The 20,600-nt window shown below is 68.8% G+C and carries 23 protein-coding genes; 16 read left to right on the forward strand and 7 right to left on the reverse strand.

From position 1 onward, the window contains the following. Window positions 1–167: 167 nt before the first annotated feature. Complete coding sequence (locus tag ABEA67_RS14375; protein ID WP_345466398.1) at window positions 168–2,183, reverse strand: S9 family peptidase; 2,016 nt, start codon at window positions 2,181–2,183, stop codon at window positions 168–170. 96 nt (window positions 2,184–2,279) lie between these two features. Between ABEA67_RS14375 and ABEA67_RS14380 the strand changes: the two genes are divergently transcribed. From ABEA67_RS14380 to ABEA67_RS14400, 5 genes are all read left to right on the forward strand, one after another. Further along, on the forward strand, window positions 2,280–2,462 hold the full coding sequence (locus ABEA67_RS14380) for a hypothetical protein (RefSeq protein ID WP_345466400.1): 183 nt from the start codon (window positions 2,280–2,282) through the stop codon (window positions 2,460–2,462). A 193-nt stretch (window positions 2,463–2,655) separates the two neighbouring features. Beyond that, a complete protein-coding gene (locus ABEA67_RS14385) occupies window positions 2,656–2,847 on the forward strand; it encodes a hypothetical protein (RefSeq protein ID WP_345466402.1) in 192 nt (63 codons plus the stop codon). 74 nt (window positions 2,848–2,921) lie between these two features. Further along, window positions 2,922–4,046, forward strand: a complete 1,125-nt coding sequence (locus ABEA67_RS14390) for a M20 family metallopeptidase (protein ID WP_345466404.1) — start codon at window positions 2,922–2,924, stop codon at window positions 4,044–4,046. Window positions 4,047–4,126: 80 nt separating this feature from the next. Next, window positions 4,127–4,426 (forward strand): hypothetical protein, encoded by a 300-nt coding sequence (locus ABEA67_RS14395; protein ID WP_345466406.1) that lies wholly within the window; start codon window positions 4,127–4,129, stop codon window positions 4,424–4,426. 153 nt (window positions 4,427–4,579) lie between these two features. Then, the gene (locus tag ABEA67_RS14400; protein WP_345466408.1) at window positions 4,580–5,113 is read left to right on the forward strand and encodes a DUF4142 domain-containing protein; all 534 of its coding nucleotides are present in this window, start codon (window positions 4,580–4,582) and stop codon (window positions 5,111–5,113) included. A gap of 70 nt (window positions 5,114–5,183) precedes the next feature. Here ABEA67_RS14400 and ABEA67_RS14405 read toward each other — a convergent pair whose 3' ends face one another. Further along, window positions 5,184–5,843 carry a PIG-L deacetylase family protein gene (locus ABEA67_RS14405; protein ID WP_345466410.1) on the reverse strand — a complete coding sequence of 220 codons (660 nt, stop codon included), beginning with the start codon at window positions 5,841–5,843 and terminating at the stop codon, window positions 5,184–5,186. 74 nt (window positions 5,844–5,917) lie between these two features. Between ABEA67_RS14405 and ABEA67_RS14410 the strand changes: the two genes are divergently transcribed. Both ABEA67_RS14410 and ABEA67_RS14415 read left to right on the forward strand, forming a co-directional pair. Then, window positions 5,918–6,913 (forward strand): GNAT family N-acetyltransferase, encoded by a 996-nt coding sequence (locus ABEA67_RS14410; RefSeq protein ID WP_345466412.1) that lies wholly within the window; start codon window positions 5,918–5,920, stop codon window positions 6,911–6,913. After that, a complete protein-coding gene (locus ABEA67_RS14415) occupies window positions 6,910–7,875 on the forward strand; it encodes a GNAT family N-acetyltransferase (protein ID WP_345466415.1) in 966 nt (321 codons plus the stop codon). Before ABEA67_RS14410 ends, ABEA67_RS14415 begins: the two co-directional genes overlap by 4 nt. A 105-nt stretch (window positions 7,876–7,980) precedes the next feature. Here the strand turns inward: ABEA67_RS14415 and ABEA67_RS14420 are convergent, their stop codons facing one another. Beyond that, window positions 7,981–9,237 carry an acyl-CoA thioesterase/BAAT N-terminal domain-containing protein gene (locus tag ABEA67_RS14420; RefSeq protein WP_345466418.1) on the reverse strand — a complete coding sequence of 419 codons (1,257 nt, stop codon included), beginning with the start codon at window positions 9,235–9,237 and terminating at the stop codon, window positions 7,981–7,983. 45 nt (window positions 9,238–9,282) lie between these two features. Next, window positions 9,283–10,056 (reverse strand): MerR family transcriptional regulator, encoded by a 774-nt coding sequence (locus ABEA67_RS14425; RefSeq protein ID WP_345466419.1) that lies wholly within the window; start codon window positions 10,054–10,056, stop codon window positions 9,283–9,285. A 166-nt stretch (window positions 10,057–10,222) separates the two neighbouring features. Between ABEA67_RS14425 and ABEA67_RS14430 the strand changes: the two genes are divergently transcribed. The 4 genes from ABEA67_RS14430 to ABEA67_RS14445 all read left to right on the forward strand — a co-directional run bounded on the left by ABEA67_RS14430 (window position 10,223) and on the right by ABEA67_RS14445 (window position 12,359). Further along, on the forward strand, window positions 10,223–10,915 hold the full coding sequence (locus ABEA67_RS14430) for an arginase (RefSeq protein WP_345466421.1): 693 nt from the start codon (window positions 10,223–10,225) through the stop codon (window positions 10,913–10,915). 246 nt (window positions 10,916–11,161) lie between these two features. Further along, window positions 11,162–11,704 carry a VUT family protein gene (locus tag ABEA67_RS14435; RefSeq protein ID WP_345466423.1) on the forward strand — a complete coding sequence of 181 codons (543 nt, stop codon included), beginning with the start codon at window positions 11,162–11,164 and terminating at the stop codon, window positions 11,702–11,704. Continuing rightward, window positions 11,704–12,126, forward strand: a complete 423-nt coding sequence (locus ABEA67_RS14440; RefSeq protein WP_345466426.1) for a hypothetical protein — start codon at window positions 11,704–11,706, stop codon at window positions 12,124–12,126. Before ABEA67_RS14435 ends, ABEA67_RS14440 begins: the two co-directional genes overlap by 1 nt. After that, window positions 12,123–12,359 (forward strand): hypothetical protein, encoded by a 237-nt coding sequence (locus ABEA67_RS14445; RefSeq protein WP_345466428.1) that lies wholly within the window; start codon window positions 12,123–12,125, stop codon window positions 12,357–12,359. The genes ABEA67_RS14440 and ABEA67_RS14445 overlap by 4 nt, the downstream gene beginning before the upstream one ends. A 21-nt stretch (window positions 12,360–12,380) precedes the next feature. Here ABEA67_RS14445 and ABEA67_RS14450 read toward each other — a convergent pair whose 3' ends face one another. Together ABEA67_RS14450 and rimO are read right to left on the reverse strand one after the other, a co-directional pair. Next, complete coding sequence (locus ABEA67_RS14450; RefSeq protein ID WP_345466430.1) at window positions 12,381–13,523, reverse strand: prepilin peptidase; 1,143 nt, start codon at window positions 13,521–13,523, stop codon at window positions 12,381–12,383. A gap of 219 nt (window positions 13,524–13,742) precedes the next feature. Then, the gene (gene rimO, locus ABEA67_RS14455) at window positions 13,743–15,221 is read right to left on the reverse strand and encodes a 30S ribosomal protein S12 methylthiotransferase RimO (protein WP_425557203.1); all 1,479 of its coding nucleotides are present in this window, start codon (window positions 15,219–15,221) and stop codon (window positions 13,743–13,745) included. Between the two features lie 175 nt (window positions 15,222–15,396). Here rimO and minD point away from each other — a divergent pair, with 175 nt between their 5' ends. The 5 genes from minD to ABEA67_RS14480 all read left to right on the forward strand — a co-directional run bounded on the left by minD (window position 15,397) and on the right by ABEA67_RS14480 (window position 18,820). After that, window positions 15,397–16,206, forward strand: coding sequence for a septum site-determining protein MinD (gene minD, locus ABEA67_RS14460; protein ID WP_345466434.1), 810 nt, complete (start codon window positions 15,397–15,399; stop codon window positions 16,204–16,206). 1 nt (window position 16,207) lies between these two features. Then, window positions 16,208–16,465, forward strand: coding sequence for a cell division topological specificity factor MinE (minE, locus tag ABEA67_RS14465; protein ID WP_345466437.1), 258 nt, complete (start codon window positions 16,208–16,210; stop codon window positions 16,463–16,465). A 334-nt stretch (window positions 16,466–16,799) separates the two neighbouring features. Further along, the gene (locus tag ABEA67_RS14470) at window positions 16,800–17,375 is read left to right on the forward strand and encodes an SDR family NAD(P)-dependent oxidoreductase (RefSeq protein WP_345466439.1); all 576 of its coding nucleotides are present in this window, start codon (window positions 16,800–16,802) and stop codon (window positions 17,373–17,375) included. Between the two features lie 111 nt (window positions 17,376–17,486). Beyond that, on the forward strand, window positions 17,487–17,816 hold the full coding sequence (locus ABEA67_RS14475; RefSeq protein WP_345466441.1) for an SDR family oxidoreductase: 330 nt from the start codon (window positions 17,487–17,489) through the stop codon (window positions 17,814–17,816). Window positions 17,817–17,875: 59 nt separating this feature from the next. Continuing rightward, the gene (locus ABEA67_RS14480) at window positions 17,876–18,820 is read left to right on the forward strand and encodes an aldo/keto reductase family protein (RefSeq protein WP_345466443.1); all 945 of its coding nucleotides are present in this window, start codon (window positions 17,876–17,878) and stop codon (window positions 18,818–18,820) included. A gap of 69 nt (window positions 18,821–18,889) precedes the next feature. On the opposite strand, the gene ABEA67_RS14485 is transcribed toward ABEA67_RS14480, so the two are convergent. Then, window positions 18,890–20,584, reverse strand: coding sequence for a GGDEF domain-containing protein (locus ABEA67_RS14485; RefSeq protein ID WP_345466446.1), 1,695 nt, complete (start codon window positions 20,582–20,584; stop codon window positions 18,890–18,892). Window positions 20,585–20,600: the final 16 nt, after the last annotated feature.

Here is a 20,600-nt window from a genome sequence, read left to right on the forward strand (position 1 = left end):
CGGAAGGCAGATGGCAGAAGGCCGGGATACATCTCCCGGCCTTTTCCTTTGGGCTGCTGAGAGCAGTTGTCGTCAAGATGGCTTCGTTTTTTGACCCTCTCCCCGGGTGGGAGAGGGCCTTGCGGAGCAAGGGGTGAGGGGGTCTTTTTGACAAATGCTCTATACGCTTACGCGCCGACTTCCTGCGCCATCTGCCCTTTGCCTTCGGCCACTTGCAGCCACTGGTCCAGCCAGCCCAGGTACTCCTCCAGCCGCGTCAAGCGCCGGTCCGGCCTGCCCGAGCGGCTGAGTTCGTGGTCCTCGCCGGGAAAGCGCACGAAGCGGACGGGGACGCCGTGCAGGCGCAGCGCCGCGTACCACTGCTCGGCCTGTTCGATGGGGCAGCGATGGTCCAGCACCGAGTGGACGATCAGGGTGGGCGTGCGGACCTCCTCCACGTATTTCAGCGGACTCATGTCCCACAGCCTCAGGGCGTCGGCGCTGCGGTGGAAGTTCAGGCCCAGCTCATCGTCCCAGAAACGCATCCCGATGTCGGAGGTGCCGCCGAACGAGAGCAGGTTGCAGATGGAGCGGTCGGTAATGGCGGCCTGAAAACGGTCCGTGTGCCCGGTGATCCAGTTGGTCATGTAGCCGCCGTAACTGCCGCCCATCACGCCCGTGCGGGTGCCGTCCAGCCGCCCGTGAGCTGCGAGGCAGGCGTCGAAAAAGGCCAGCAGGTCGGCCATGTCCACCGTGCCCCAGCGGCCGAAGATATCCGACGACCACGCCTGCCCGTAGCCCACGCTGCCGCGCGGGTTGCCGTAGCACACGCCGTAGCCCCGCGCCGCGAAAAGCTGGAACTCGTGGCTGAAGGCGTGCCCGTAGGCGGTGTGCGGCCCCCCGTGGATGCTCAGCAGGGCGGGGGTCGCCCCCTCGCCGCCGGGCAGCAGCACCCAGCCCTCGCCCTCGCCCAGCTCGTTCCCGAAGGTCACGCGCGCCGGGGTCCGGGCGGGAAAGGGGAGACGCTCGTGGAGCCGCGTGACCTGCCTACCGTTCAGTTCCACCTCCGGGAAGCGGTCGGCCCGCTCACGAATCAGGGCCACGCCGCCCCCGGAGGCGGTGAAGGCCGAGATGACCGCCTCGGGCTGGTGGTCCTGCGGCGTCACCGTGCCGTCCAGCCCCACGCGGAAGAGGCCGCAGCTGCCGCCCACGGTACTCAGGGCCAGCAACGTCTCGCCGTCCAGCCACACCGGGCGGTCGGGGAAGGCCCCCACGTGGCAGTCGCCGCCCACCACGTTGCCGATGGGGCGGTCCCAATCCCCCTCACCCGACTGCACGTCTAGCCGCCGCCAGCTCCCGTCCCCCTCGACCAGGAAGAGGTGCGCGTCCTCCGGGCTGCCCTTGCCCTCCGGGCGGCCCACCAGGGCGAAGCGCACGCCGTCGGGGTGGGGAATGACGGTGTTGATGGCCGAGTTCCAGCGGGTGACGCGGGTTCTCTCGCCGCTCAGCAGCAGGGTGTCCGCCTCCTGCCGCCACTGCACGGCGTCCTCCTCGCTGGGGCTGGACACCAGCAACACGCCCCGGCTGTCCGGCCACCAGGCGTAGGTCGTGACCTCCACCTCCGGCGCGAGCCACTCGTGCAGCTCGCCTTCCTGCACGTCGTAGCGCCACAGCCGCGCGGGGCGTTCGGGCAGCCAGTCGCGCCCGTTGAAGCGGTAGCGCGGGCGGGTGATGACGCGGGCCTCGCCGCGCTCGTCGCGTTTGTCCTCGTCGTCGCCGGTGCTGAGGAAGGACACCCAGCGCCCGTCGGGACTCCACTGCACGTCCTGCACGCCGTTCCGGAAGGAGGTGACCCGCCGCGCCTCACCGCCCCCCAGCGGCAGCAGGAAGAGTTGGCCCTTGTGCTTTCCGGCCCCTCCCCCGGCCTCGCGCACAAAGGCCAGCGTCTGCCCATCCGGCGACCAGCGGGGCGAGCTGTCGCGGCCCTCGCCGTGCGTGAGTTGCCGGGCTGCCCCGCCGTCCGACAGCCAGAGGTGCGAGCGGTAGCGGGGGCGGGCAAAGTCGGGGTCGGGCCGCTGGGCGTCTTCCTCCTCCACCCGCGACAGGACAAAGGCGACGCACTGGCCGTCGGGGCTGACGCGCGGGTCGGACGGGAACTGGAGGGCGAGCAGACTCTCCGGGCCGGGCACGTGGGGCTGTGACATAGCGTAGTCAAGCACAGAACCGGGCGCATTCGGGGCCTGTCGAGCACCCTGGCGGGGGACATCAGGCGTGGGGCTGCACTGCTACGCTGCTCACCGATGAACCTCGCCCCGCCCCAACTCACGGACGTGCAGTACACCCGTACCCTGAGCTGCTACCAGCGGCAACTCCGCCGCGAGAGTGAGGCGCTGCGGTCGCACCTCCAGGCGACCTGGGACGACAGCCGGTTGGTCTACGAGCAGGGGCGGCGGCTTCAGGCCAACTGGTGGTGTGTGCGCTAGGGCCGTGCCCCGCTTCCTCCAGGGACAAGAACCTGCCGCCCCGCGCCGCCTCATGAGCCTTCGCTCAAGGTGGGGGGTGCCCCTTCTTGCCCTTCCCAGAGAGAAAAAACCTACATTGGTGTTACTGAAGCTCCGGCTTTCCTCCTCCTCCTGCACGTGCTCTGCCACTCCGCTCCTTCACTGGGGGAACTTCATGCACGAACTGCTCTGTACCTGGGTGCCCGGAACCATCGACATTGTTCGCCTGAAGGTATCGGGCCGGACGATTGAACTCACAAGTACCCGCCTGGCCCGCATCTTCGGACCACAGGCACTGAATGACCTGTATCTCAAGGGCCGCACGGTCCTCAAGGCCGACCCGCAGCAGGTGGCCCTTCTCGCCTGAAGCCTCGACCCACGGCCGCGCTCCTCTCTGCCCCGCTTTCCCGCGGGGCGGTTTTCTTAGGAGCGGCGGGTAGCATGGGCGGCATGAAGCTTGACCTTGAGGCCATGCTCGCTGACCTGCGCGCCCTGGTGGAGATCGAGTCGCCCTCCACCGACCTGGCGGCCGTGGGTCGCGTGATGGATGTGGTGGAAGGCTGGGCGCGCGAGCTGGGAGCCAGGGCGCGCGCTCTGCCCGGCGGGACGCGGCAATTCAGCTTCGGTGTGGAGGAGGGGGGGGCGGAGCGGCCGGTGCTGGTGCTGATGCACGCCGATACCGTCTGGCCCCACAGTACGCTGGAGAAGATGCCCTTCCGGGTGGAGGGGGACCGGGTGTACGGCCCCGGTACCTATGACATGAAGGCCGGGATTGTGGGCACCTTCTACGCCCTGCGGGCGCTAAGAAACCAGGCGGCGCAGGGCGGGTGGCCGCGCGGCGGCGTGCAGGTGCTGCTGACCCCCGATGAGGAAATCGGCAGCCTGAGCAGCCGTGAGGCCATCGAGGCCGCCGCCCGGGGTGCCCGCGCCGTGCTGGTCGTCGAGCCGCCCGTCGCGGACAGCCACGCGCTGAAGGTGGGCCGCAAGGGCGTGGGCGACTTCCGGCTGACCTTTCACGGGGTCGCCTCGCACGCGGGCAACAAGCCCGAGGAGGGCGCGAGCGCCATTACCGAGGCCGCCCGCGCCGTGCTGGCGGTGCAGGCCCTGGCCCACCCGGAATTGGGCACCACCGTCAGCGTCGGTCTGATTCAGGGCGGCAGCGCCGTGAACGTGGTGCCCGCCGAATGCGTGCTGGACGTGGATGTGCGCGTCTCCACCCTGGCGGAAGGCGAGCGCGTGACGGCGGCCATCCACGCCCTGAAGCCCCAGGACGGGCGGGTGCGGCTGGAGGTGGAGGGCGGCCTCAACCGTCCCCCCTTCGAGCGTGGCCCGCAGACGGAACGTCTTTTCGCGCAGGCACAGGCCATCGCCCGTGACCTGGGCTTCGAGGTCGGCGGCGAGGTGGTCGGCGGCGGCAGCGACGGCAACTTCACCGCGCCCATCGCCCCCACCCTCGACGGCCTGGGTGCCCCCGGCGACGGTGCCCACGCCGCCCACGAACACGTCCGCCTCGACCGCTGGCCCGACCACGTGCGCCTGCTGACGCGGCTGCTGCAAGAGGTGTAAAGAAGGACGCGGGAGGCAGTGCGCGGCCTAACCTTCTTTTCCCGCGCACCGCGTCCTGCGTACTGCGCACAGGAGCAAGCATGTTCAACCTCTTCGGCAGAAAAAAACCCGGCAACCCGGACGTGAAGCAGGAGGATGCCCAGACCTTCCGCGTGCGGGTCCGCACCCTGCGGCACGGCGACGTGGTGGAATTCCGCTTCACCAAGGCCGCGCACATCGGCGTGGACGAGGACGGCGGATATATCTTCCGCAAACCGGTCGTCAGCCCGCAGCACTTCGACCGCGGCGAACTGGTCGTGCGCTTCGACGCCCGCTACAACGTCACGGCCACCCAGGGCGAGGGCGTGGAGTTCATCCCCGTGAGCGAGTGGGAAGATTGAGGCGGGTGCTGTAGGGAAACGTACCTTCTCGCTCGCGTAGCACGAACCGCAATGCTTCCTTCACAGGCGCTCTGGGGCAGATGAAGGCGCAGCGTTGTTACCGGGCGGGCCAGAGTGTCAGGCTGGGTGAAGTTCCTTTCTGGAGGTTTTCCCATGCAAAAAAGACTGATGCTTCCGGCGCTGGCCCTGGCCCTCGTTCTCCCCACCGCGCAGGCGGGCGGCATGGCCGGGATGCCGATGGGTCCCGTCAGCACCGCCCAGGTGTCCAACAACACCGACGTGCTGTTCATGGAAGTTATGACCATGAGCAACCTCACCGAGATTCAGACCTCGCAACTGGCGCTGCAAAAGAGCAGCAACGCCCAGGTGCGCGCCTTTGCCCAGATGATGATCACGGCGCATACCCAGGCCCAGGCCGAACTGAACAACATCGCCGCCATGAAGGGCGTGCGCCTGACCGACAAGCCGGGGGCCGACCAGCGCCTGCAATACAACAAGCTCAGCACCCTCTCCGGCGCGGCCTTTGACGCCATGTACAAGAAGGTGCAGGTCAGCGGCCACAGCATGACCCTGGAGCTGATCCAGACCTACCGCAGCATCGGCAAGGATGCCCAGGCCCTGGCCTACGCCGCCAAGACGCAGCCTATCGTCGCCGGGCACCTGGAGATGGCGAAGAAGCTGCCCTGATCATCCCCTCGCAGCAAGGAGCCTGGGCGTTGAACCCAGGCTCTTTTTCATATCTGTCATGCCTGCTTCTTCAGGCCTCCGCCCCCACCTCGTGGAACGTCTCCTCGGTGATGCGCTCGGGGAACTTGCGGATGAAGTCCACGGTGCTGAGGGCCTGGCTGCGGTGGCAGGCGATGGCCTGGAGCTTGCGGCTCACGCGGTGGCCCACGTCGCGGCGCAGGTTGGGAGAGAGCCAGGCGGCGCGCAGGGCCTCGTTTTCGGGGGGCGTGTCGCTGGCGTAGTACCACAGGCGGGGGCGCTCCCCTTCCGGCAGGCTTTCCCAGGCCGCCCGCACGGCGCGGTGGGTGGTCACGTGGTCGGGGTGGCCGTTGCTGCCGTTGGGCGGAAAGGTCAGCACGATTTCGGGTTGGTGCCGCCCCATCGCCTCCCGCGCGACCTCCACCAGCGCCTCCAGGGGCTGCTCCGCGAGGTGCTTGTCGGGAAACTCGTGTTGCTCGTGGGTGGGCAGGCCAATCACGTCCAGGCAGGCCCGCAGTTCGACCGCGCGCATCCGGGCGAGTTCCTCCGGCCCGTCGCACAGGCCCAGCGTGCGCCCCGCCTCGCCGCGCGTGAGGGTCACGAGGCCGCAGCGGTGCCCCTCCTCCAGCAGGTCCATCAGCGTGCCCGACGCGCCGTACACCTCGTCGTCGGGGTGCGGCACGATCAGCAGGAGCTTCATGCGTTCGTTCATGCGCCCCAGGATAGGCCCCGGTGGTAGGCGCTGTGGCCGATGCATGGCGCGGGACGGCAGTTCAGGATGGGGCCATGCCCGACCCCGCTTTCGTGCTTCGCGCGCCCCGCAAACCCGGCGACTACCCGGAGGCCGCCGCCGCCCTGTCTGCCGCCGACCCGGAATGGCCCGTCACACCCGACCTGCTGCGGGTGTGGGACGAGGCTGCTGACCCGGACCTCTTCCTGACCGAGGCGGTCGCGGAACAGGCCGGGCGTGTGGTGGGCGTGGGCCGCGTCGGCCACGACGATTTCGCCTTCGAGGAGTGGCGCTACTGGGGCAACCTCAGTGTTCACCCCGAGGCGCGGGGGCAGGGCATCGGGAGCGCGCTGTATGCCGAACTGCTCGCGCGGGTGCAGTCGCGGGGGGCACGCGAGGTGCGGACGATGCTGACCGACCAGCCCCACCACGCGCCGGGCCGCGCCTTTCTGGAACGGCGGGGCTTCCGGGTGGCCTGGGAGCGCTACGAGTCGCGCCTCAACACGCGCGAGGTGGACCTGAACGCCTTTGACGGCCTGCTGGCGGACGTGGCGGCGGATGGCGTCGAACTCCGCAGCGTCGCGGACCTGGCGGCGGACCCCGAACGGAACCGGCGGCTGTGGGAACTCGACTGGCTGCTCTTTCAGGACGTGCCCATGGGCAACACCCTGACCCGGCGGCCCTTCGAGGCCTGGGTGAAGCAGGAACTGGAAGACCCCACCTTCGCGCCCGAACTCTCCTTCGTGGCGCTGCGGCCCGGTCTGGACGATCCCCTCACCGGCCCCTACGTCGGCTATTCCACGCTGGGGCGCAATCCCGCCGGGTTCTATTACATCGGCATGACCGGCGTGCGGCGGGAGGACCGGGGACGGGGCATCGCCAAGGCGCTCAAGGTGGCCGCGATGCGCGCCCTGGCGGCGGCCGGTGGCGGCGAGATCCGCACCTTCAACGACCCCCCGAACGTGGCGATGCTGGGCATGAACCAGAGCCTGGGCTTCCGGCGCGGCCCCACCCACCTGCGCTACGAACTGCGGCTGGGGGAGCAGCCTTGACCGTCCACCTGCGGGAGGCGGGCGAGGCGGATTACCCGGCCCTGGCTGCCGTCATCAGCGCGGCCAACCCGCGGCACCCCATGACCGCCGACCTGCTCGCCCACGAGGTCCGGGACCTCCGCACCCACCCGCTGCGCCCGCACCTGTTCCAACTGGTGGCGGAACGCGGCGGGCAGGCGGTGGGGCAGGCCGCCGTCTACCAGATTCCCGGCATGTTCCACCCCGACCGCTACTGGGCCGAGGTGATGGTGCGGCCGGAGGCGGAGGGGCAGGGGGTGGGCCGCGCGCTGGCCGGGGCGCTGGAGGCCCACCTGAAGGCCCGCGGCGCGCGGGAGGTCCTGGCCGGGGCATATGAGGACCGTCCGGGTGACTTGGCCTTTCTGGCCCGGCGCGGCTTCAGCGAGGCCATGCGCTTCTTCGACAACGTGCTGGACCTGGGCACCTTCGACCCCGCCCCCTGGACCGGGACGGCCCGCCTGCCGGACGGCCTGCGGGTGGTGAGCCTCGCGGAACTGGTGGCCGAACGGGGCGAGGACGCCGCCTGGCGGGCCTACCACGCCGCTTTTGCCGAGGCCCGCGAGGACGTGCCCCGCACCGGTGAGGCCACCCCCACCCTCTATGACGTGTTTCGCCAGCGCGTTGAGCATCCGCAGTTTCTGGCGGAAGGGGTGCTACTTGCCGTGGACGCGACCGGTGAGGTCGCCGCCCTGACCGAGCTGTACACCGACCCCGCCGACCCGGACCGCCTGAACACCGGCCTGACCGGCACCCGCCGCGCCTTCCGCCGTCAGGGGCTGGGTCTCGTGCTAAAGCTGGCCGCGCTGGAAGTGGCCCGGCAGCGCGGGGCGCGGAGCATCTGGACCAACAACGCCAGCACCAACGTGCCCATGCTGGCCCTGAACGAGCGACTGGGCTTCCGCCCCCAGCCCGCCTGGATTTCGATGCGGTGGGGGAGAGTGTAACAGCCTGAAGGCCGGACCACAGTCGGCGGGCCGCGCCGGTGGAGGCTGGGAGGCCCTGAGGCTCGGAAGGGTCACTTTTGCCGCTGCGCGACCGAGGAACGGGTTCTACTTCCAGACCGCACTGAGCGTTTCTACCCTCGCCTGCCAGGCCAGCGCTTGCAAGTGAGCATTGGCCTGCTCCTCACCGCCCATCGCCGTCCAGGGAACCGAGACGTAGGTGGGTAGCCCAGGCAGGCTGAGCGAATGTCCTGCGGCGGGGTCAGCGAGATGCTGTACGGGTAACCCCGCCTGTTCACGTTGGAACTGCGCAACCTCGCTCAATTCTGTGGCAGGCCAGACCTGGTCCTCGCCGCCACTGACCAGCAGGACTGGCCCAGCAATCCTCTCGACCGGAATGGTCGCCGCCCCGATTTCCTCTCTGGAAGCCCGCGCCACTGCTTCCCGGTGAATGGGCGTCATGTTGTAGGGGCCTGGTCCGGCGAAGAACGCCTGCCAGTCCGCCCGGTACGGAATGTAGGGGAGGGGGTCGCCGCCGAGGGACCACGAGGACATCCGCTGACCTGCTGGGAACTGCCCGGTCCGGTCGATGCCCTCAAAGACCAGGCCGCCAGAAGCGATGGCGGCCACGGCACCGACTTCTTCCGGGAACATGGACCCGGTGAGTAAGGCAGCTTCTGCCCCCTTGGAAGCGCCAGTGACCCCGATGCGGCGGCCTACCACTTCAGGCCGGGCGCGCAGCCAGCGGATGGCGTCATGGAAATACTCAAGGGGAAGATTGATCAGATCGGCAGGAAGACCAGAGTCCGGCACGCCGAAATAGGCCAGGTTGAGGACTACAAAGCCCTCAGACGCCAGGAGGGCGGCCACGGTGTCATACAGGCCCCCTTCCGAACCCCCCAGGCAGAGACAGGCTCCGCGCAGTTCCCGTCCGGGTGCTGGCATGAAGAGTTGACCGTACAGCCCGTTTTCGCGGACATCCTGCACCTGAAGATCAGGCCAGCGAGAGAGCCTCCGGGTGGTCGCCCTGTCCTGTTCCTGCTCGCCAATCAGGAGGGATAGCGTCAGGTCATATCCGCCTGGCGGCATCTCGAAGAACGCCGGGAACAGGGCAGGGCGAGGTCGCAAGCTCCAGATCAGACCGGAAGGGTCGGTCCCCTGGTAGCTGCCGTCCAAGGCAGGACTGTGGGCCAGATCGAGCTGGCCGTCATCGCTCGTTCTGAAGCTTGCCCAGGAGCGCCACACCTCACCGTGGATATCGGTCGTTTCGGCGGTGACGGTGACTTCGGTGAGCGGGGGCAGCTCGCTGGCTTGAAGGTTGAAGGGGGCAGAAAGGAGTGCGTCGGGCGTGACGTTCAGGGGCATAAGGAACCTCTCCGGAAGGGAAGTGCCGGGTCGTGGAAGGAAAGTTCAGGTCAGCAGGAATCCGAGTTCGGTACCGTCTGGGGTGTCCAGGGTGTAGGACGAACCAGGTTGATAGCCGTCCTGACTGGCCACGAGGTAGATGGCGGCGTAGGTGGCGCTGAATGTGCGCCAGTCGTCCCGGTGGAGGGCGCAGACCACGGGGGTGTCAGGAAGGGTCATGAAGCGGATGCGGCCCTGGCCACCCAGTGGCTCGGCCACGGGCAGACAAACCTCAGTCTGGAGTGGGCCGCTGAAATATTCCTGCGCGTGGTAGAGGCCAAAGTCCATGCCCTGCACCCGAACTCCGGCAGTTTGCGCGTGCTGGTGCAGTGCCCAGACACTCTGACGGTACTGGGTGTTGAAGCTCTCGGCTTCGGCATTCATGGTGAGGCTCAGGACATGCTGCGACGGCCAGCGGCGGTAACGGACTTCGACGCTTGGCAGCACCCGCCGGCCATTCAGCAGTTCCCCCACCTCCAGCAGCAGTTCGCGTTTTCTCTGAAACTGCTCGACCAGGCGGCGCTCATGTCGTTCGAGAATGGTCGTGGCCTGCTCCGGGGAACCGCTGAGAAGGTCGTTCAATTCGTTTAGGGGCAGATCGAGTTTGCGGAGGTCGGCGACCCGCTGGCCGAGCGGAATCTGTTCCGGCGTGTAGTACCGGTAACCGCTGTCCTGGTCGATCTGGGCGGGCAGGAGAATGCCGCTGTCAGCATAGAACCGCAGGGCGGAGACGCTGAGGCCGACCAGGGACGCGAACTGTCCAATCGAGAGCAGCTTCATCCTCACCTCCCGCATGCCAGTGTGAAGTCTCAGGCCACTTGAGAGTCAAGGGAAACACTTCAGGGTGGCCCCGTCCCCGGTTACTCCGGTAATCCACTGTTCCTGCTCTCAGGTCACCTCATACTCGGAACGTGCTTTGCCCCTTCCTTTCCCTCCCGGGGTTCCCATGCTCCTAAGCATCGACTGGGACGCCTTCAGCGGGTGCGTGCCGCTGGTGTTCGACGCGCCTATCTGGGGCACCCGCGACCGCGAGCATGACCGGCTGGGGGCGTGGTGGGAGCGCGCCCTCAAGCGGGACCCGACTGCGCCGGGCTGGTCGGCCCTGGAACACGACTTCCCCCTCTACCCCGGCTGGGAGGCGCTGGAAGCCTACCGGGGGCTTCCGGCGGCCGTGACCCTCTCGCACGCGGACGCCTGGGCCTGGCTGGAGCGCTGGCCCGGCCAGGACGTGCTGAACGTGGACAGCCACCACGACCTTGCCAGCTTCAGCGGCGACCCTACGCGGGTGCGCCCCGGCAACTGGGCGGGGCTGGGCCTGCGGGCGGGGCGGGTGTGGGACTACACCTGCCTCTATCCCCACTGGCACGCCGAGCTGCCGGTGGCGGAAGGCTTCGACCTCGCCCGGACCCGCACCGAACTCGCGCCGCTGCTCGCGCCCGACGTGCTTTCGCGCGTGACGCTGACGCGCATGACGGCTCCCGGCGCGGGCCTGCCCGACCCGTCGCAGGTCACGGCGCTGCTGCTGGTGCAGTCGCCCGCCTGGACCAGCCCCGCCCACGACGCCGAGTTCCGGGGGCTGGCCCGCACCCTGCGCGCCGAGGTGCTCATGCCGCCGCTGGACCGTTCCAGCCCAGATTGATCCACAGGACCAGCAGTTGGAGGACAGCCCCCAGCAGGCCAAGGACCACGCAGACCCGTTCGGTTCGGGTGGCCGCGAAGGGCAAGGGTTCCAGGGTTCCCCAGGACAGCAGGGAAGGACCAGCAGCCAGTTCCGGGCGAGCGCCAGCAAGAACGGCCAGGAGGACAGGCCACAGTGGCGGCGGCCCTCTCTGCTACCCTCTGGGGCGGCCCGTGACCTGTTCTGTCGCCGTGGCCGGAGGACGCCATGACCTATTCCGCCAATGGCCGCATGCCCGTGCTGCTGATTGCCCTCTACGCCGCGAGCATCCTGCTCGCCAACGTCACGCTGAACCAGTTCATCCCGCTGCCGGTGTTCGGGCTGCTGAGCGTGGGGACCATCTTCTTCGCGGCGGTCTTCACGCTGCGCGACCGCATTCACCGGGCGGGAGGCCTCAGGGCCGTTTACCTCGCCATCGCGGCGGCGCTGCTGGTGAACACGGTGGCCGCGCTGCTGCTGGGCACGCCCTGGCGCTTTGTCGGCGCGTCGTTCCTGGCGATTCTAGTGGGCGAGCTGGCCGATACCGCCGTGTACCAGCGCCTGATTCAGAAAAGCTGGTGGACGCGGGTGCTGACCAGCAACGCCGTCAGCGTGCCGCTCGATTCCATCATCTTCACGCTGCTGGCCTTCTACGGCGACATGAGCAGCCGCGACATCGCACAGATCATCTTCGCGGACATCCTCGCCAAGTACACCATCGCCGCGCTGTTCGCCTTCCGGGTCCGGCACGTGGCCCGCGCCGCCGCCTGATGACCCCTCCCGCCGAGCGCCTCAAGACCATCCCCAACGCGAAGCCGGGGCTGCACACGGTCGTCGAGCATGTCCTGCACCTGCCCGAGCTGTGCCCTGCCAGCCACAACCCCGCGCCCGGCAGCACCCTGACACTGCGCTACGTGGCGGGCGAGCGGCTGCTGGAGCTGTTCAGCCTGGACAGCTACATCGACGCCTTTATCGCGCACCCGGTCGTGCGCGACATGGAACTCTTCGTGCAGACCGTTGCCCAGGACGCCGCGAATGCCGCCGGGGTCGAGGTCACAGCGTGCGCCGACGTGCGCCTGAACCGCGTGCGGCAGGGGCAGCGGGTGACGGTGGTCGCTGTGCCCGACGCTGACCGTCAAATGGAAGGGGAGGGGGAGACGCCGGGGCCAGCCGCCGAGTACGGTGGCCCATGACTCGATTCTCCTTCCGGGCGCTGCTGGGCCGTATCGGCGGCTCAGGCTTCAAGTGGACGTGGACGGGTTCCGCGCGTGCTGAGCCGTCCCCCTCTCGCCGTCGCCGTGAAGAGGGCGAAGACGGTATCGGCGTCCCGGTGCCGATCGGTCCCCGCCCCCGCCGGGGCGGAGCGCAGGCCCAGCCCCCGCGCGAGGAAGAGGAGGCGGTGGCAATGCCTTCCCTGCGCGGCTGAGGGCGGACGGCTGACAGCTTCCTACAGCCCCAGCATCCCCCGGTAGGCCGCCACGATGCCGCCGCCCCACAGCAGCGCCACGACCGCCCCCAGTGCGAGGTACGGGCCGAACTTCACGCGGTTCTCGCGCCGCAGGGCGAGTTGCGCCAGGCCCAACACCGCCCCCGCGAAGACGGCCACCACCACGGCCACCAGCAGCCGCTCCCAGCCCAGGAACGCGCCGATGACGGCGGCCAGCTTCACGTCCCCGAAGCCCATCGCGCTGGGGTCGAAGGGGGCGTCCTCCTCGGCCTCCGGTTCGCGGCGCAGCCACCAATAGACGCCCGCGACCAGCGCCGCTCCACCCGCCGCCGCGAGTGCGCCCTGCACCATCAGGATCAGGCCGGGGCCGAAGCCGGTGCTCCCCAGCATCACGCTGACCAGGAAGCCCCCCAGCGTGACGATCTCGGGAATACGGACGGCCCGCCGTGCGGCGAGGTTGACCGCGGCGGACGCGAGGGCCACGCCCAGCCCCCACCACGGCCCCAGCCACGCGCCCGCCAGTAGGCCCAGGCTGATCTGCTGGTAGCCGATGGGCGTTTCCGGGTACTGCCGCTCGCGGAAGCGCCGCAGCACCCACGACCCCAGCAGGTCGATGGTAACGAGCAGTCCCGCCCCCAGCAGCGCCCCCTGGAGGGCCTGTCCCAGTGTGGGGAGTCCGGCCTCCGCCGCCCCCGAGCGGGTGTTCAGCGCAGCAAAGGCGAGGCCCAGCGCCACCCCCGGCAGCGTCAGCTCGTCGGGAATGGTGTAGGTGTCGAGGTCGATGGCGCTCGCCACCAGCAGCAGCGTGAACAGCACGAACAGGCCCAGCGTGCCCGCCCCGTAGGTCGTGAAGGGGAACAGCGCCGCGATGACCGCATAGCCCAGGCCCGTCAGTCCCTCCACCAGCGGATACCGCGTCTTGATGGGGGCGCGGCAGTAGCGGCATTTTCCGCCCAGGCTCAGCCAGGCCCCCAGCGGCACCAGGTCGCGCGGGGCGAGGCGGTGGTCACACTGCGGGCAATGGCTGGGCGGAAAGGCGACATTCTCCCCACGCGGCAGCCGCCAGATCAGCACGTTGGAAAAGGACCCGACCAGCAGGCCCAGCACGCCGGCGAACACCACGAGGAGGAGGTCAAGGCTCACGGCCAGAGTCTAGGCCGCGCCGTCTGACAGTGGGCTTGCGGTCCCCCGCGCCTCCTCTTCTGGTTGGTGGCGGGGGGTGCCCGCTGCGATGCCTGGGCAGGGCACACGCGGGGGTCTAACGGTCAAACGGTCTGACCGCTTGGCACTTCGCCGCGGCCTGCATTCTGGCCGTCAGACCTTTTGACGGTTCGACGCTTCCCGCCGCCTTCCGCGGGAAGCCTAATGCTTGCCGAAATGCCCCAGCATCGGCACGTTGGGCCGCCACTCGGGCCGGGCGACCACCTCGCCGTAGAGGTCATACTCGTCGCTGTCCTCGATGCGTGCCCGCACGATGTCCCCGATCTTGACCTGCCCGGCGAAGTCGCCCGCGTACAGGTACACCTGACCGTCGATGCCGGGCGCGTCGCCCTTGGTACGGCCGATCAGGCGGGTGCCGGGCTGGTCGTCCTCGTCGTCGTTGAACTCGTCGATGATCACGTCCAGCACGCGGCCCACCTTTTCGGCCAGCTTCTCGGTGCTGATGCGCTGGGCGACCTCCATGAAGCGGGCGAGGCGCTCCTGCTTGACCTCCTCGGGCACGGGGTTGGGCAGGGCGTTCGCGTCGGCCTCCTCCACGTCCGAGTAGGGAAAGGCCCCCACGCGGTCGAGGCGGGCCTCTTCCAGAAAGTCCAGCAGTTCCTGGAACTCTTCTTCCGTCTCGCCGGGAAAGCCCACGATGAAGGTGGAGCGGATCACCAGTTCCGGGCAGATCGCGCGCCAGCGGCGGATGGTGTCGAGCTGCTTGCCCGCGCCGGGCCGCCGCATCAGCCGCAAAATCCGGGGCGCGGCGTGCTGCATGGGGATGTCGAGGTAGGGCAGGATCTTGCCCTGGGCCATCAGCTCCACGATGCGGTCCACGTGCGGGTAGGGGTAGACGTAGTGCATCCGCACCCACGCGCCCATCTCGCCCAGCTTCTCGGCCAGGTCGGTGAGGTGCGCGCGGACCTGCCCGCCCTGGAACTCCGACTCGCGGTAGCGCAGGTCCACCCCATAAGCCGAGGTGTCCTGCGAGATGATCATGAGTTCCTTCGTGCCGCCCGCGACCAGGCGGTAGGCCTCGTACAGCACCGCGCCCGCGTCGCGGCTGACCTGCCGCCCGCGCAGCTTGGGAATGATGCAAAAGGCGCAGGTGTGGTTGCAGCCCTCCGCGATCTTGACGTAGGCGTAGTGCCGGGGCGTGAGCTTGACGCTGGGGGCGAGGCGGTCGCCCTGCCGCATCCCCGGCGCGGCCACCGGGAGCAGCCCCGTGAACGTGTCCAGCCGGGTAGGCAGCAGCTCGCGCACATGGCCCATCACTTCGTCCATCGCCTCCGAGCCGGTAATCGCCGCGACCTTGGGGTGCCGCTCCAGAATCTTGTCGGGGCGCTCGCCCAGGCAACCGGTCACGATCACCTTGCCGCCCGCGTCGAGCGCCTCGCCAATCGCGCTGAGTGATTCCTCCACGGCGGGCGTGATGAAACCGCAGGTGTTCACGATCACGGCCTGGGCGTCCTCGTAGCTGGGGGCGACCTCATAGCCCTCGGCGCGCAGTTGCGTCAGGATGCGCTCGCTGTCCACCAGCGCCTTGGGGCAGCCCAGGCTGATGAAGCCGACCTTCGGGGCCGCCAGACTGGCCTCTGCCCCAACTCTATCTGCCACGGCGGGCAGCGTTTCTTCCATCGTCATCGGTGTTCCTCCACACGCAGCGCCGCCGCGTGGGAACACGCCGGGCGCGAGACTCAACCGGGCAGTGTACAGGGCGCGGGGCACCGGCGGATAGGGCGGGCGTCACACCCTGGGGCCAGGGCAGGCTCATCCGCCCCGCCCCCTCCTGCGCGGTACACTGCTCGGCAGCATGAATGCCAAGGTCATCGTTGTCACATCGGGCAAGGGGGGCGTGGGCAAGACCACGACCACCGCAAATATCGGCGCGGCGCTCGCCAAGCTGGGCGAGAAGGTCGTGGTCATCGACGTGGACGTGGGCCTGCGGAACCTCGACGTGGTGATGGGTCTGGAATCGCGCGTGGTCTTCGACCTGGTGGACGTGCTGGAGGGCAAATGCCGCCTCTCGCAGGCCGTCATCCGCGACAAGCGCGTCGAGACCCTGTACCTGCTGCCCGCCTCCCAGACCCGCGACAAGGACGCCCTCGACCCCGAGGTGTTCAAGGACGTGGTGCGACAGCTGATCGAGGACGAGGGCTTCGACCGCGTGCTGATCGACTCGCCCGCCGGGATCGAGTCGGGCTTCAAGACGGCGGCGGCCCCCGCCCAGGGCGCGCTCGTCGTGGTGAACCCCGAAGTCTCCAGCGTGCGTGACGCCGACCGCATCATCGGGCTGCTGGAGGCCCAGCAGGTGCGCGAGATCCGGCTGGTCATCAACCGCCTGCGCCCCAAGATGGTCGCCAGCGGCGACATGCTCAGCGAGGCCGACATCCTGGAAATCCTGGGCGTCAAGCCCATCGGCATCATCCCGGAAGACGACGGCATTCTGGTCAGCACCAACGTCGGTGAACCCGCCGTGCTGGGCAAGTCCAAGGCGGGGCAGGCCTTTCTGGACACCGCCCGCCGCCTCAAGGGCGAGGAGGTGCCCTACCCCAAGCTGATCGAGGAAGACAAAGGGTTCTGGGCCGTCTGGCGTCGCCTGTTCGGCGGCGGGAGGGCCTGAGATGTTTTCCTGGCTCAGGGGCAAGCGCAGCAAGGACACCCTCAAGGACCGCCTCGAACTGGTCCTGGCCTACGACCGCGCCCAGATTCCGCCCGGCAAGGTGGACGCGCTGCGCAACGACCTGCTGGAAGTCGTCAAGCGCTACTTTCCCGCCGGAAACAGCAGCGTGGAAGTCGAGCAGCACGGCGACAAGGTGGTGCTGATGGCCAGCATCGCCATCGACGAGCAGGTGGAAAACGCTGGACGCCGCGAGCGGTAAGCCCGGCGGCTGGCCGGGGGTCGGGCGCGCGTGCCCGGCCCCCGGCGTTTTGTTTCATACCAAATTGCGTTGATTCCTGGGAATCAACCGAGCGGACTGGCACAGCTGAGGAGTGGCGTCCCCAGGGGCGTCCGTTCACGACGACGGCGCAGGAGAGCGAGCAGCAAAAAGTACCGGCTGGCGGCGATGGACGACGAGCGGGTGAGCCTACGTCTCTCATGGCAAGAAAGGCGAGGGGCCGCCCCTGAGCCTGTGGCCGCCTAGAACATCCGGCGCTTTCCCGGATGTTCTGGAATCAGAGCCAGTCGGTATCAGAACTGTCGGAGGACCACCCATGACGGAAGCAGTCACACAGATGGACACACCAACAAGCCCCCTCCCCCTGTCCGGCCAGGTCGCCCTGGTCACGGGCGCGTCCCGCGGGCTGGGGCGGGCCGCGGCGCTGGAACTCGCGGCGGCGGGCGCACACGTGGTTGTCACGGCGCGCAGCACGCGCGGCCACAGCACCGTGGCGGCGTTGCCGGACACCACGGTGGACGACACGGCCGACGCTATCCGCGCGGCGGGTGGACAGGCCACGCCACTGGGGTGCGACCAGACCGACTCCGCGCAGGTGGAGGCCGTCATCCGGCATATCGCGGATACCTTCGGGCGGCTGGACGTGCTGGTCAACAACGCCTGGGGGGCGCATGAGGGCGGGGCGGGCGCGGGCGGCGGGCCGGAGGTCTGGGACGAACCGCTGGAGGGGCTGCGGAACATGCTGCTCGCTGGGGCCTACAGCGATTACGTCACCAGCCTGCTGGCGCTGAGGCACCTGATGGGGAAGCAGGAACGGGGCCTGATCGTCTCCACCACCTGGCATACCGACGAGCCGCCGGGCTGGCTGCCCTACGATACTAACTTCAGGTGAGTCGGAGACGAACCCGAGCGAAGCGAGAATAAGAAAATACCGGCTGGCGGCGATGGAAGAACATCCGGTGTTTTTCCCGGATGTTCTGGAATCAGAGCAAGTCGGTACGAGGTGAGCAAGGCCGCCAAGAACCGCCTGGTCTACGCGCTGGGGCACAAGCTCCGGGACCGGGGCATCAGTGTGGTGGGTGTCGCGCCCGGCTGGATGCGGACCGAGCTGATGCTCCAGCACCACACCGAGCAGGAGCTGGCCGGGCAGACCGAGACACCCCACTACGCGGCGCGGGGCATCGTGGCCCTGGCCCGCGACCCGCAGGTGTCCCGCCACAGCGGGCGCATTCTGGATGTGGGCGAGCTGGCCGAGCTGTACGGCGTGACGGATCTGGACGGGACGCAGCCGCAGTGGTACGCCGGACATCGCCGCCGGGGGGCCGCCGAATAGGCTCTTAATCTCCCCTCCATCTGCTGGCCTTTCATGCTTTACCGGATAAAGTACTGGGCATGGAATACCGCAATCTGGGCAGAAGTGGCCTGAAAGTCTCGGAAGTGGCGCTGGGGGGCTGGGTGACCTTCGGGCACAACGTCAACGACCAGCAGATGGTGCGTGACATCGTGCTGAAGGCCTACGAGGAGGGCGTGAACTTCTTCGATCAGGCCGACGTGTACGCGCGCGGCAAGTCCGAGGAGATGATGGGCGCGGTGCTGCGCGAGGTGCCCCGGCACACGCTGGTGCTGTCCAGCAAGGTCTACTGGCCCATGAGCGACGACGTGAACGACCGCGGCCTGTCGCGCAAGCACGTGCTGGAGAGCATCGACAAGTCCCTCAAGCGCCTGGGCACCGACTACCTCGACATCTATTTCGCCCACCGCTACGACGAGAACGTGCCGATGGACGAGATCGTGATGGCCTTTGACCAGGTGATCCGCGATGGCAAGGCGCTGTACTGGGGCACTTCCATGTGGCCCGCCGCGCGCATCGCGGAGGCGGTCGAGTTTGCCCGCGCCCACGGCCTGCACGCGCCCGTCACCGAGCAGCCCGAATACTCCATGCTGCGCCGCGAGCGGGTGGAGGGCGAGATCCTGCCCTACACCGAGAAGGCGGGGGTGGGTCTGGTGGTGTGGAGTCCGCTGGCGATGGGCCTGCTGACCGGCAAGTACGACGAGGGCCGCCCCGAGGGAGCGCGACTCACCGAGAACGAGAACTGGGGCCAGAACTTCCTGACGGACGAGAATGTCCAGAAGGTCCGCGACCTGAAGCCCATCGCGGACGAGCTGGGCATCACCCGCGCGCAGCTCGCCCTGGCGTGGATTCTGCGGCAAAAGGGCGTCAGCAGCGTCATCACCGGGGCCACCCGCGTGGGGCAGATCGAGGACACCGTGAAGGCGGCGGGCGTGAAGCTCGGCAGCGACGTGATCCACCGCATCGACGAGATTCTGAACCGCTGAGGACGCAGACAGGGGGGCTGCACGGGACGACGTTCGCCGTGCGGCCCCCGCCCTTTACCCCAGCACCAGTTACCGCAGCACCAGCACCGGCGGGTAGACCTGGTTGCGCCCGGCCCGTTTGGCACGGTAGAGGTGCTCGTCGGCCTGCTCGAAGGCGGCGCGCAGGGCCTGGTCGTCGGTGTCGCCGGTCAGCGTGTAGCCGATGCTGATGGTGAGGCGGGTGCCCGGCAGCAGGGCGGACCAGTCGTGGGCCTCGATGGCCTGGCGCAGCCCCTCGACCAGGGCCGGGACCTCGGTGGGGTCCACGCCCTCCTGCACCAGCACAAACTCCTCGCCCCCGTAGCGGGCCAGCAGGCTGTCCTCGGGCAGTCTGGCCACGAGCTGGCCCGCGACCGACTGGAGCACCGCGTCCCCGACCACGTGCGAGTAGCGGTCGTTCACGGCCTTGAAGTGGTCGATGTCGAACATGACCAGCAGGAAGGGCGCGCTCTCGTCGTCGAGTTCGGCCAGGGCGTCTTGCAGACCGCGGCGGTTGAGCAGCCCGGTCAGGGGGTCCTGCCGGGCCAGGGCTTCGGCGCGGCGCACGCTGTCCTGCCAGGTGCTGGCCTCGGCACGGGCCTGGCGCAGCTCGCGCGCGAGGTCCTCGTTGCGCTGCTCGATGTGGGTCAGCCGCTCCAGGGTGCGGTGGGCGCGCTCCAGGGCGTTGCGGTAGGTTTCCAGTGCCCCTGCCAGGTTGCCCTCCTGCTCGTAGAGCCGGGCGATGGCCCGCAGCACCTCCTGCGTCTCGCGGGCGCGGCCCTGTCCGCGGACCAGGTCCAGCGCGTTCTGGTAGTGCTGATGGGCCAGCGTGCTCTGCCCCCGCGCGGCACTGACCTCGGCCATTGCCAGGTGGGCGTCCAGGTACGACTGCTGGCCCAGCTCGTGGTGGTGGTTCAGGGAGGCGGCGGCATGTTCGTGGGCGCGTTCCAGGTCCCCTTCCAGCAGGGCCAGCCGGGCCGCGTGGGCCTCCACGGACAGGGCCATCAGGACATCGGGCCGGACGGCCAGCATCCGGTAGCTGGCCTGGATTGCCGCATAGGCGCTGGCGCGGGCCTGGGCCTCCACGTCCGGGCGGTCCCGCTCGTGGGCCTGCCGCGCGATATTCAGGTAGGTCAGGGCGCTGTTCTCGTACAGGTAGGACCGCAGGGCGGGCTGCTCCTGCTCCGGCAGGTCAGGCAGCAGGTTCTCCAGCAGGCTGAGCTGGTGCAGCGCCTCCGGATAGTGCCCTGACACGTTTTCCAGATACGCGAGATTCACGTAGACGTGCGCCTGGTCGACCACGTCCCCCAGCGTGCGGGCCAGGCCCTGCGCGTCCAGCAGGTCGCGCCGCGTGCCCAGCACGTCCCCGGCGTTCAGGCGGGCAATCGCGCGGTTGTTGCGGACGCGGGCTTCCAGATGGTGCAGGCCGTGTTCCCGTGCCAGATCGAGGGCCAGCGCCGTGTGCTCGAACGCCTTTTCCTGACGGCCCTGCGCCACCTCGATAAAGGCCAGGCCGGACAGCACCTCGACCGTCGCGTCCGGGGCCGCCGCCCGGAGTGCCGCGTCCAATGCCTCATGCGCCAGGCTGGCCGCCAGTGGCAGGGAATGGTGGCGGTAATGCCGGGCCAGCGCCAGGTATGCCCAGGCGCGCGCCACATCGGTCCGGGCCTCGGACAGCGCGCGCAGAAGCGGTGGGGGCGCATCGGACGGTATGCTCGCCGGCCCCGGACGGCGGACAGATTTCATGCAGTCTATTCTCTCG

Source organism: Deinococcus carri, assembly GCF_039545055.1.
GTDB lineage: Bacteria > Deinococcota > Deinococci > Deinococcales > Deinococcaceae > Deinococcus > Deinococcus carri.

Bases quoted from the DNA above. Each gene is read 5' to 3' on its own strand.
- ABEA67_RS14375 (WP_345466398.1), bottom strand. From the start codon at position 2,183: ATGTCACAGCCCCACGTGCCCGGCCCGGAGAGTCTGCTCGCCCTCCAG.
- ABEA67_RS14380 (WP_345466400.1), top strand. From the start codon at position 2,280: ATGAACCTCGCCCCGCCCCAACTCACGGACGTGCAGTACACCCGTACC.
- ABEA67_RS14385 (WP_345466402.1), top strand. From the start codon at position 2,656: ATGCACGAACTGCTCTGTACCTGGGTGCCCGGAACCATCGACATTGTT.
- ABEA67_RS14390 (WP_345466404.1), top strand. From the start codon at position 2,922: ATGGGCGGCATGAAGCTTGACCTTGAGGCCATGCTCGCTGACCTGCGC.
- ABEA67_RS14395 (WP_345466406.1), top strand. From the start codon at position 4,127: ATGTTCAACCTCTTCGGCAGAAAAAAACCCGGCAACCCGGACGTGAAG.
- ABEA67_RS14400 (WP_345466408.1), top strand. From the start codon at position 4,580: ATGCAAAAAAGACTGATGCTTCCGGCGCTGGCCCTGGCCCTCGTTCTC.
- ABEA67_RS14405 (WP_345466410.1), bottom strand. From the start codon at position 5,843: ATGAACGAACGCATGAAGCTCCTGCTGATCGTGCCGCACCCCGACGAC.
- ABEA67_RS14410 (WP_345466412.1), top strand. From the start codon at position 5,918: ATGCCCGACCCCGCTTTCGTGCTTCGCGCGCCCCGCAAACCCGGCGAC.
- ABEA67_RS14420 (WP_345466418.1), bottom strand. From the start codon at position 9,237: ATGCCCCTGAACGTCACGCCCGACGCACTCCTTTCTGCCCCCTTCAAC.
- ABEA67_RS14425 (WP_345466419.1), bottom strand. From the start codon at position 10,056: ATGAAGCTGCTCTCGATTGGACAGTTCGCGTCCCTGGTCGGCCTCAGC.
- ABEA67_RS14430 (WP_345466421.1), top strand. From the start codon at position 10,223: ATGCTCCTAAGCATCGACTGGGACGCCTTCAGCGGGTGCGTGCCGCTG.
- ABEA67_RS14435 (WP_345466423.1), top strand. From the start codon at position 11,162: ATGACCTATTCCGCCAATGGCCGCATGCCCGTGCTGCTGATTGCCCTC.
- ABEA67_RS14440 (WP_345466426.1), top strand. From the start codon at position 11,704: ATGACCCCTCCCGCCGAGCGCCTCAAGACCATCCCCAACGCGAAGCCG.
- ABEA67_RS14445 (WP_345466428.1), top strand. From the start codon at position 12,123: ATGACTCGATTCTCCTTCCGGGCGCTGCTGGGCCGTATCGGCGGCTCA.
- rimO (WP_425557203.1), bottom strand. From the start codon at position 15,221: ATGGAAGAAACGCTGCCCGCCGTGGCAGATAGAGTTGGGGCAGAGGCC.
- minD (WP_345466434.1), top strand. From the start codon at position 15,397: ATGAATGCCAAGGTCATCGTTGTCACATCGGGCAAGGGGGGCGTGGGC.
- minE (WP_345466437.1), top strand. From the start codon at position 16,208: ATGTTTTCCTGGCTCAGGGGCAAGCGCAGCAAGGACACCCTCAAGGAC.
- ABEA67_RS14470 (WP_345466439.1), top strand. From the start codon at position 16,800: ATGACGGAAGCAGTCACACAGATGGACACACCAACAAGCCCCCTCCCC.
- ABEA67_RS14480 (WP_345466443.1), top strand. From the start codon at position 17,876: ATGGAATACCGCAATCTGGGCAGAAGTGGCCTGAAAGTCTCGGAAGTG.
- ABEA67_RS14485 (WP_345466446.1), bottom strand. From the start codon at position 20,584: ATGAAATCTGTCCGCCGTCCGGGGCCGGCGAGCATACCGTCCGATGCG.